Below are 2496 nucleotides of genomic sequence, written 5' to 3' on the forward strand. Positions count from 1 at the left end.
GGTGGACGGGGGCGCTGCCCTCGGTGCGCTGCTCGCCGGAGAACATCTCCGGCAGCCGGTGGCCGAAGGCCTCGGCCGCGGCCATAAGGCCCCGCAGCAGCGAACCGGCCTGCTTCTCGTGGCCCGCCGCGGCGAGCCCGGCGACGGCGACGGCCGTCTCCGCGACCCGTACGGCCCCGGCGCGGTGGCCGAAGGGGCTGTAGCCCGTGTCGTTCGCGGCGAGGCCGCGCAGCCCCCAGCCCGAGTGCATGGCCGGGCCGTCCAGCAGCCGGGCGAGTCGTTCGGTCTGCGCCTTGTCGAGCAGTCCGGGCGCCTGCCGGCCTCCGCCGAGCAGGCCGGTGTCGAGGAGGTGGGCGGCGGCCGCGTCGAGGCGGGGCAGGAGGCGGCCGTCGGGTCCGCGGCCGGCGGCGGGCCTGCCCCCGCTTCGGTCCTCGACCCAGAAGTCCTGCCGGAACGCCGACCGCAGCCGATCGGCCCACTCCCGCAGTGCGCTGGCGCCGGGGCGGCCGAACGCGTCGAGCAGATCGGCCCCGAGCACGGCCGCGCGGTGGGCGTGTGCCTGGGTCTCGGCGCGTACGGGCCGTCCGGGCAGCGGATCGCACAGATACGTGCCCTCCCCCGCGGCCGTACGCAGCCAGGTCAGACAGCGCTCGGCCGCCGGCACCAGTTCCTCCGTCTCGTGCTCGGGCAGCCCCCAGCGGCGGGCCTCCGCCAGGAGGACGGGGAACAGGAGGGTCGCTTCCGTCCCGGTGCAGCAGGGCGGCAGATGGGGACCCGCGTCCCGGCGCGGACCGGGGATCATGCCGGACCGCAGCCCCGGGCCGAGGTGCTGGGTGCGGGCGAGGGTGCGCAGGGTGCCGGCGGCGAGCCGGGTTCCCAACGGCAGCGCCATCCGGGCCGCGGCGAGCGCGTCGGCCGGGGCGAGACCGCACCGCCAGGGCGCTCCCGCCGCCAGGTGCAGGTCGGCGGGGCGCACCGGATCGCGCAGCAGCAGCGCCCGCAGGTCGTCGATGCCGGTGCGCAGCAGATCCCGGACTGCGGGCGTGTCCCCCGTGGCCACCGCCTCTGCCGGCGGGCTCGTCGCCGCACGGCCGGCGGACCGGAGGGGACCGGCACCGTCCTGCCGTACGCGCAGTTCCACGCTCGCCGTGCCGCCGGGGGGCCAGGTCGAACTCCCAGCGCAGCAGTCCGGCAGAGGCCAGCACGTCCGCCGGGGGCGGATCCGCCGTCACGGACGCGCTCGCGGCCGGACTCGACCAGCGCAGGCCCGAGCCACGCACGCTCGCGGGACGTTCGCCGCCCGCCCGGCCCGAGGCGATCAGGCCGAGTTCCGCGAGGTCCGTGCCGAGGGCCACCTCCACAGGCAGACGCAGGGGCCGCGGAGAGGCGCTGCGCAGCACGATCCGTTCGGTGCCGTCCGCGTCACGTGTGCGCTCCACGACGACGTCCGGGTCGGGACCCGCGCCGGGTGAGACACGCAGCGTGCCCACGAAGCGGACCCGGTCCGGCGCGGTCATCCGCGCCTGGACGACCAGCGGCTCGCGCCCGGCCACCCGGAGCCGGCAGCGCGACAGCAGGCGCCGGCCCGCCCGGTAGACACCTTCCAGGCCCTGGCCGTCGAGCTGTCCCCGCGCCGTGGAGACGGCCAGTCCCGGCAGGGCCACGCAGATCATGGCGTCGTGCGTGGAGGGCAGCTCCGCCGGACGGACCGGGGCGGGCTGCGGCGGAGGTTCAAGACTCTGAGGGCCCGGGGCCGGCTGCGGCGGTGGCGCAAGATTCTGACGGCCCGGAGCCGGATGCGGCGGCGGGCCGGATGCTCGGTGCGCGAGCGGTGACCGGGGCTCCTCCCGGTCCGCGGGCCTGGGCCGCGGCGGGCCGCTCCCCGCCTGCGCGGCCCAGGGCGGGGACCCGTCGAGCGCTGTGGGGTCGTCGGCGATGCAGGGCGGAGTCGGCTGGGGCATGGGCGGCTTTCTCTGCGCTCCGGGCGCCTCGGGGCGCTCGGTGGGCCTCGGGTGTGTGCGGTGCCCGGCGGTGGCTCGCGGAAGGGGCAGGGATCCGGCGGGCGCCCTGGCCGGGTGTTCCGCCACTCAGGTGAACGCAGCGGCGCCGGTCCGGGTCACGCCCGTGGGCCGGGATCCGGCCGTGAGCCGAGATCCGCCCGTGGGCGGCATCCCGCCGAACTGCGGCTGAGTCGGCGACGGAGCCGAGCCCACGACGCCCGCGTCACGCGGGCCGCCCGAGCAGCGCGGTCGCTGGGGACCGAGGGCCCGCTGCAAGGGTCCGAGCCTCGCGGCAGCCGGGCGCTGGGGGACGGCTGCGGTTGGTCGCGAGCTGGGCGGCGACTCGGGCCGAGGGCCGGCTGCTGGGGGAGCTGCGCGGTAACTCGCGCCGAGGACCCGGTTGCGGGGACCCCGAGCTGCTCAGTGACTCGGGGCGGGAGCCGGCCGCGGGGAGGGCAGCTGCGCGGTGACTCGCACCAAGGGGCCGGCTGCGGGG

The 2496-nt window shown here is 78.2% G+C and carries 1 pseudogene; it reads right to left on the reverse strand.

The window, feature by feature from the left end:
• A pseudogene (locus GV126_RS33540) lies at positions 1-1673 on the reverse strand (glycogen debranching N-terminal domain-containing protein); the annotation flags it as partial.
• Positions 1674-2496: the final 823 nt, after the last annotated feature.

The sequence above is a fragment of the Streptomyces mexicanus genome (assembly GCF_902506575.1).
GTDB lineage: Bacteria > Actinomycetota > Actinomycetes > Streptomycetales > Streptomycetaceae > Streptomyces > Streptomyces mexicanus.